Source organism: Deltaproteobacteria bacterium (assembly GCA_016183235.1).
In the GTDB taxonomy this organism is placed as follows: domain Bacteria; phylum UBA10199; class UBA10199; order DSSB01; family JACPFA01; genus JACPFA01.
In genome coordinates this window covers 1-7,479 of record JACPFA010000018.1, presented here as the reverse complement: position 1 = coordinate 7,479, position 7,479 = coordinate 1, and the positions used below count along the sequence as shown (strand labels likewise).

General features: G+C 45.3%; 7 protein-coding genes. 4 read left to right on the top strand and 3 right to left on the bottom strand.

From position 1 onward, the window contains the following. The first annotated feature begins 193 nt into the window (after positions 1–193). The 3 genes from HYU97_04280 to HYU97_04270 all read left to right on the top strand — a co-directional run bounded on the left by HYU97_04280 (position 194) and on the right by HYU97_04270 (position 2,848). Positions 194–904, top strand: coding sequence for a Crp/Fnr family transcriptional regulator (locus tag HYU97_04280; protein ID MBI2335961.1), 711 nt, complete (start codon positions 194–196; stop codon positions 902–904). Between the two features lie 188 nt (positions 905–1,092). After that, a complete protein-coding gene (locus HYU97_04275; protein ID MBI2335960.1) occupies positions 1,093–1,419 on the top strand; it encodes a cyclic nucleotide-binding domain-containing protein in 327 nt (108 codons plus the stop codon). A gap of 94 nt (positions 1,420–1,513) precedes the next feature. After that, a complete protein-coding gene (locus tag HYU97_04270) occupies positions 1,514–2,848 on the top strand; it encodes an alginate export family protein (protein MBI2335959.1) in 1,335 nt (444 codons plus the stop codon). Here HYU97_04270 and HYU97_04265 read toward each other — a convergent pair. Together HYU97_04265 and HYU97_04260 are read right to left on the bottom strand one after the other, a co-directional pair. After that, entirely contained in the window at positions 2,829–5,243 is a 2,415-nt protein-coding gene (locus tag HYU97_04265; GenBank protein ID MBI2335958.1) for a heavy metal translocating P-type ATPase, read from the bottom strand. The two genes, HYU97_04270 and HYU97_04265, sit on opposite strands and share 20 nt — an antisense overlap. A gap of 19 nt (positions 5,244–5,262) precedes the next feature. Beyond that, positions 5,263–5,613: a hypothetical protein gene (locus HYU97_04260; GenBank protein MBI2335957.1), complete on the bottom strand. Its 351-nt coding sequence runs from the start codon at positions 5,611–5,613 to the stop codon at positions 5,263–5,265. 118 nt (positions 5,614–5,731) lie between these two features. On the opposite strand from HYU97_04260, the gene HYU97_04255 reads away from it, so the two are divergent. After that, positions 5,732–7,090 carry an MBL fold metallo-hydrolase gene (locus HYU97_04255; protein ID MBI2335956.1) on the top strand — a complete coding sequence of 453 codons (1,359 nt, stop codon included), beginning with the start codon at positions 5,732–5,734 and terminating at the stop codon, positions 7,088–7,090. 12 nt (positions 7,091–7,102) lie between these two features. On the opposite strand, the gene HYU97_04250 is transcribed toward HYU97_04255, so the two are convergent. Continuing rightward, entirely contained in the window at positions 7,103–7,324 is a 222-nt protein-coding gene (locus tag HYU97_04250; GenBank protein MBI2335955.1) for a DUF167 domain-containing protein, read from the bottom strand. Positions 7,325–7,479: the final 155 nt, after the last annotated feature.

Here is a 7,479-nt window from a genome sequence, read left to right as displayed (position 1 = left end):
TGTACTTCTCAAAAACTTCCATTACTTCTTTACTCGAAAACCTTTTATGTAATTGTTCTGCCATAGGGCCTCCTTTTTTTGAGACCCCTTAAAGTGCACTTTTAATCTTTAAACTAGTGCATTTTTAATTTTTAGATGACAACAAAACTTTTCCAATTGATAAAACCAGGTAAGTGTGTTCAAGTTATTGATTGTGAATAAAATCAGTAAACTTGATTGCGTTTCTTGCTCTTCCCGTGTACTCGGCGTGCTCTGTAATTTAGAGCAACCTGCCCTTGAAGAATGTAATCAACACAAAACCACCAACGAATATAAAAAAGGTCAGGTCATTTTTTACGAAGGCAATCAGGCCTATGGCCTTTATTGTATTTTCACCGGTCGGGTAAAACTTTTTAAAACCGGCGTTGATGGCAAACAACAGATTGTACGCATTGCCGGCCCGGGTGATTTATTGGGTTATCGTTCTTTATTTTCCGACGAACCTTATTCTGCAACCGCCGAGGCCTTAGAAAACGCCACGATTTGCTGTGTCGATCGAAACGCCTTTTTCCCAGTTTTGGCCAAAAATCCAGAATTGGCTTTGAATATTATCAGCAAACTTTGCCGAGAGCTTCGCCAAGCTGAGGAACTAGCCACCAGCATTGCCCAACGTTCGGTTCGCGAAAGAATGGCCGAGCTTCTCTTGATGTTAAAAGAGGCCTATGGCAAACCCACGAAAAAGGGAGTTTTGATTGATCTCAAATTATCCCGCGAAGAATTGGCTGAAATGATTGGCATTACCCAAGAAACGGCTATTCGTTTACTTTCTGAATTTAAAGGGGATGGTGTCATTGAAGTGAGGGATCGAGACATTACGATCGTCGATGCCAAAGCCCTCCTCGAGACAGCCCGCCTTGAAATCTAGTGCTTCGACAATTTAATTATTTTCTCAAAGAGAAAATAATTAAACGCTCAGCACTAGTCCTGAGCGCTATTGTAAGATAAAAATTAAGCTGTCGAAGGACTAGCCCACATGACGAAGATCATGGCTTTTCCTACCCAGAATCATTTTTAGTAAGAAGATTTTTTTTTACTATAGACTGGGTGCAAGATATGGACTTTCCAAAATTAGAAAATTCATGGCCGGCGATGATCAAAGAAGGTCAACCCTTAACTTTCAAAAAAGGCCAAGCGCTTTTTTATGAAGGGCATTCGCCTTATGGGGTTTTTTTAATTCGATCCGGCCAAGTTGAATTTTGGAAAGAAGATGGCAACCCCACCCAAGACAATCATCGCCATACCATCGCCCAAGGGGAAATCATTGGCCTTGATGTCTTTGCAAGCGGCGATGCTCACTGTTGCACCTGTATGGCTGCTGAAGATTGCCAAGCGGTTTTTATTTCAAAGACTCAGCTCTTACCTTTTTTTGACATTCATTAATTCTTCGACATGACGAAAAACAGTGTTTACCTTGATAGCGATCATGGGTTATCGAATCGTGATGATTTAACAAAGCTAAAAAAAGGAGAGTCCCATGATTCGAAAAAATCTTTCCATTGTTTTTCTTGTGCTTATTTTTATCCCGCTGCTTTCCACAAAAAGTCTAAAGGCAGAAGAAAAGAAACATTGGACCGATGTGGTTAAGATTGAAGCCGAGCTTCGTACCCGAAGTGAAACTAATCTTAACTATAATAATATACCGGGTGATTCTCTTGCCACCGCTTCTTTTGCCTATCCTGAAACCACCGGCAATGCTTCGTTTGTTTTACTAAGAACTCGATTGGGTTTAAATATTCTACCCCATGAGCATGTAGGGCTTTACGTGCAACTGCAAGATTCTAGAACCTTTGGCCTTGTGGGCCTCACTGAAAATAATAGTGGTGGCAATGGGGTTTCTGGTTCCTTCGGAATTCACCAGGCTTATCTTGATTTATTAGATATTGGCAATTCAGGTATAAGCCTGCGCGTTGGGCGGCAAGAATTAAAATACGGCAAAGAAAGATTAGTGGGTGCCTTTGGTTGGCATAATGTGGCGCGTTCTTTTGATGCGGTTCGCCTAAAATTTGAATGGAAAGAACGCCTCATCTCCGATTGGTTTGCAAGCATTGTGGCCCGAGGGGCTGGCGCCGATAATTATTTTCTTGGAACCTACAACACCCTTAAATCTTTACCTACCGGGGATCTCGATGCCTATTTTCTGGTGGATCTTGATGGTGATGCAGTTGGCGGGGCAAAACGGCGCATTTATACCGGTGGTTTAAGAAGTTATGGCAAATTTAAGCTGGGGCTGGATTATGATGTAGAAGCGGCGGTTCAATTTGGTGATATTGGGGCGAGTGATCTTTTGGCAGGGGCCGGCCATGCCTCTTTAGGTTACACCTTTGATAATGCCTATAAACCACGCTTGGAGTTAGAATATAATTTTGCCTCAGGCGATGGCAATGCCGCTGATGGAAAGGCCCATACTTTTTACAATCTTTACCCAACCAACCACGATAAATATGGCGTCATGGATTTCTTTGGTTGGAGAAACCTGCATGATATTTCGACCAATATTTCTGTGGCCCCTATTGACAAGACAAAGCTGTCTCTTGCCTATCATGCCTTTTTGTTACCCAAACCGGTTGATGGGTTTTATCGAGCTGGCATGGGCTTTAACACCACCGGGCTTCGTTCGGGAAACGCGGGCGCGAGCAGCTTTGCAGGGCATGAAGTCGATCTTTTGTTCACATGGAAGCCAATTGAATACCTTGATCTATTAGCCGGTTATTCAATCTTCATTCCAGGCCAATTTTTTCAAGATACGACCGCTAGCACAAACGACATGGCACACTTTTTCTATTTACAGCTTAGCGGTCATTACCAATAATGGACGGGTGTGTTGAAATTTTAAATCTTTTGAGCAAGGCTGAATTGATAATAACGGAAAGCGAACTAAGTGCCATGGCCGCTGCAGCAATAATGGGATTTAAAAATCCCAGGGCTGCCACCGGAACCCCGACCCCATTGTAAATAAAGGCCCAAAATAAATTTTGTTTTATTTTGCGCATGGTGGCGCGAGAAAGCCGAATACTCGTGAGCACATCACTCACATCATTTTTTACTAAAATAATTCCACCTGTTTCTTTCGCCACATCCGAACCCGACCCAATGGCAATACCAATGTCAGCCGTTGCTAGAGCCGGCGCATCGTTAACCCCGTCCCCTACCATGGCCACCACTTCACCTTGATCTTTTAGCCCTTGAACATGCCTAGCTTTATCACTGGGCAGCACTTCAGCGATCACGCGATCAATTCCTACCTGCTTGGCAATAGCCTCTGCTGTTTTTTGGTTGTCGCCGCTTAAAAGAACGATTTTAAGCCCTTCGGCTTTTAACAGGGCAATGGCTGGGGCGGCCTCTGCCTTCAAGGCATCCGCCACGGCAATCACCCCCACCAAGGTTTGGTTGACACCCATCAACATGGCCGTTTTACCCATGGATTCAAATTGCACCATGGTTGATTCGGCTTTCTCGGCTAAAATTTTCTCTTTCTCAAAAAGCAGCCGATTTCCCATTAAAATATTTTTCCCGTCGACCCTGCCTTGAATGCCGTGACCCGGAATGGCTTCGAATTTTTCTAACTTTGGCAAAACCAGCATGCGTTTTTTTGCTTCGGCAACTATGGCCTCAGCTAAAGGATGCTCAGAGCCCGACTCAAGGCTCGCGGCCAGGGCCAAAAGTTCGTTTTCGGAAAGCGTAGCCAATGAAACTAAGTCGGTCACGGTTGGTTTGCCCATCGTCAAAGTGCCGGTTTTATCAAACACGATGGTGGTCAATTTTTTAGCGCGTTCTAAAACCTCACCCCCACGAATAAGAATGCCCGCTTCTGCACCTTTGCCTACCCCAACCATCAAGGCCGCTGGGGTTGCAATCCCTAAGGCGCAAGGGCAGGCAATGATCAACACAGCGATAAAAGCTAACAACCCTTGAGGGAAATTACCGCTGGCCCACCACAGCACAAAAGATAAAAAAGCGGTTATCACTACAGCGGGCACAAAATAACCGGTGACCTGATCGGCCAATCGTTGAATGGGGGCAGTGGTGGTTTGGGCTTCTTCGACTAACTTAATAATTTGCGCTAACGTTGTTTCGGCCCCCACTCGGGTGGCTTTGATTTTCAGCAATCCTTTTTGGTTGAGAGTGGCGCCAATAACGGTTGCTCCGATTTTCTTTTCTACGGGCATCGACTCACCGGTTAACATCGATTCATCGACTGAAGAACTACCTTCGATCACAACACCATCGGTGGGAATCTTTTCGCCTGGCTTGACGATCATGATTTCATCCACCATGACTTGGCTGGCTGGAATATCAGTTTCGATGCCATTGCGAAGCACTCGCGCCGTGGCTGGCTTTAAATCCATGAGCTTACGAATGGCCGCCGACGATCGCTTTTTGATGAGTTCTTCCATGTATTTGCCCAAGAGCACAAAGGCAATGATGACCGCTGAAACTTCAAAGTAGACATCGCGCTCTTCAACTTTGACGGGAAGTAACTCAGGGGTAAAAATGACCGCAATGCTGTAGAGGTAGGCCACGGTGGTTCCCAGGGCGATGAGCAAATCCATATTAATCGATCGATTGGTTAAGGCATTCCACGCACCTTTGTAAAAACCCCACCCGCCAATAAATTGCACCGGCGTCACTAAAATAAAAAGCCACACCCCCCAGGTGAACCAAGGTAGCGCTGGAATGGGCGCCCAACTCACAATCGTAGCTCCAGCTGCCAAAAACATAAAGGCCGCTGCACGCAGCAACGCCAAGGCCAAAACTCCGGTCAAGGCAATCGTCACCCGTTTACGCATGGATTTGAGTTCGGCCTCGGGAGACTCAAAGGTGCGCTGACAACCCAGGCTGCAAAAATAATAAGCCCGCCCATCTTTTTGAGTTTTTAAGGCGGCCTTTTTATCAACCACCATTCCACAAATTGGATCTTTGGCCGTATCACCACCCTTGGAGTGAGCTTGCATCGTTGACGTCATATATTGATCCCGGGTCAAGCCCGGGATGGCGTCATCCCGGGCTTGCCTGCCCCGGACTCCGATCCGGGGACCCGGGATCCATGATATAATCGGGACCTTTTTTATGTAACGATCGGGCTCGGCCTTAAAGGTATCTTGGCAATGCTTGGAACAAAAATAGTAATCAACCGACAAATAGCTTGATTTGAGGGCTGACTGACTCTCCTTAACCGTCATTCCACAAATAGGATCCAGCGCCATGATGATTATTTTCCGGGTTTTAAGGATGATGCTCCAGGTGATCTTCGGAGGGCACTGTCTCAGGCCCTGACTTTTTCATTTTATCACCCTTCATCATGCCATGATGATCCATCATAGGCATGCCTTTGCCATCCATCATCGGACAATTTTTACCATAGGGTGTCTTAAAGTAACCATGTTGTGAATAGCGAATCGTATAATAAGTGATACAAATAATACTCAATACTCCGATAATCAGCGCGGCATAAGCTACAACCTTTGCTAGACGCTTAACACAACCTTCTGCTTTGCTGCTAAAAACCAACAACCCAGCAGCCGCCACCAAGGCTAACAACGTTACACCTAATGCAATATGAGATTCAAACATCATAAAGGCCTCCTTTTTAAGGTAGTAAAAAACCGAGCCAAATATTGGATGTCATTCTTCTCTAAAAAACGCTATGATTTTTCTCAAGGTTCAATAATCACTGCCATAAGGGTTTTGAGTTGTGAAAATATCATTTTTAGGTGGAACTGGCACGGTTACGGGTTCCAAATATTTAATTCAATTTAACGGCAAGAACTACTTGGTAGACTGTGGTTTGTTTCAAGGCCTTAAAGCGCTGCGCCTGCGCAACTGGGAGCCTCTGCCCATCCCAGCAAACACCATTGAAGCCGTGGTTCTCACTCATGCTCACATTGATCACAGTGGTTATTTGCCGCTCTTAGTAAAAAATGATTTCCGCGGCCCTATTTATGCGACCGAAGGCACCACGAGCCTCGCTAAAATTATGTTGCCCGATTCTGGCTACCTGCAAGAAGAAGACGCGCAGTTTATCAACAAACACCGCCTTTCCAAACATAGCCCCGCTTTGCCTCTCTACACCCAAGCAGACGCCGAAAAAGCTCTTGGTTATTTTAAACCCACTCCTTGGAATACTGAAGTGAACCTCGCGCCCCAATTGCGTTTTTCTTTTCAACCGGCTGGCCACATTGTTGGGGCAAGCATGATACGGTTTGATTTTAATCATCGCAGTATGATTTTTTCAGGAGATTTAGGCAGACCCCACAGCCCCATTATCCCTGCTCCCTATTACCCTACTTACGTTGATTATCTGATCGTTGAATCAACTTATGGCGGAAGGACTCATCCCAAAGAAAATCCCTTAGAAACCCTGAAACGATACTTACAAATAACTTTAAATCGCCAAGGCACCGTACTCATTCCAGCCTTCGCCATTGGTAGGGCCCAAGAACTGCTTTACCTTTTATCAAAATTAAAAGCCGCTCATGAAATCCCCGATGTACCCATTTATCTCAACAGCCCCATGGCCATTGATGCCACTCGTCTTTATTGCGATTTTTTAAAAAACCTTACCTTAACCCCTGCTGAGTGCGATGCCATTTGTAATGTCGCCAAATTTGTCACTAGCGTCGAAGCTTCTAAACGCCTGAATACTTCAACTGATCCGTGTGTCATCATTTCGGCCAGTGGCATGGCTACCGGGGGGCGCGTATTACATCACCTAAAATTTTTGGCCCCTAATCCAAAAAATTTGGTGCTTTTTTCAGGCTTTCAAGCCGCAGGCACGCGGGGAGAAGCGATGCTTCACGGCGTCAAAGAAGTTAGAATCCATGGCGCAATGGTTCCTGTCCGCTGCGAAGTGGCTTCGATCGATAGCCTCAGCGCCCATGCCGATGAAAACGAAATCTTGGGTTGGTTGCAGCAATTTAAAAAACCACCTCGCATGACCTTTCTTACCCATGGCGAACCTACCGCCAGTGAGGCCTTGCGCCAAAAGATTGAGTGGGATCTGAAATGGGCGTGCAACATCCCTGATTATTTGGAGACCATCGATTTTAATTAAGTAGGCCACAGTCTACTCAGTAATCTCAATTAATTTTCGTTTTCCGCTCAGTCCACTCTTAATGATAATCGCACTTTTGGGCACCCTAAAATATTTTGCCAAGCCCTCAAGGACTGCCTCGTTGGCCTTACCCTCCACCGGAGGCGCCGCCACCCAAACAGCCAACGACCCATCCGCCATTTTCTCAACCTTGCTGACTTTTGAACGCGGTTTAACTTGAACCCAATATTTCATGAACGTACTTTCTTAAGGGCACCTCTATAAACCAGATTTAGCTTACCAATAAGATTAATTTTTTAAAATTTTGCATAAAATCTCGTTTTTATTCTTTAAACCACCATAATTTGTATCCTTAATTCACCTTTGCGTAATTTCTCATCCCCTCTCCC

What these genes read in the sequence shown, in the direction of transcription:
- HYU97_04275 (MBI2335960.1), top strand. Translation starts at nt 1,093, where the DNA reads ATGGACTTTCCAAAATTAGAAAATTCATGGCCGGCGATGATCAAAGAA.
- HYU97_04270 (MBI2335959.1), top strand. Translation starts at nt 1,514, where the DNA reads ATGATTCGAAAAAATCTTTCCATTGTTTTTCTTGTGCTTATTTTTATC.
- HYU97_04265 (MBI2335958.1), bottom strand. Translation starts at nt 5,243, where the DNA reads ATGGCGCTGGATCCTATTTGTGGAATGACGGTTAAGGAGAGTCAGTCA.
- HYU97_04260 (MBI2335957.1), bottom strand. Translation starts at nt 5,613, where the DNA reads ATGATGTTTGAATCTCATATTGCATTAGGTGTAACGTTGTTAGCCTTG.
- HYU97_04250 (MBI2335955.1), bottom strand. Translation starts at nt 7,324, where the DNA reads ATGAAATATTGGGTTCAAGTTAAACCGCGTTCAAAAGTCAGCAAGGTT.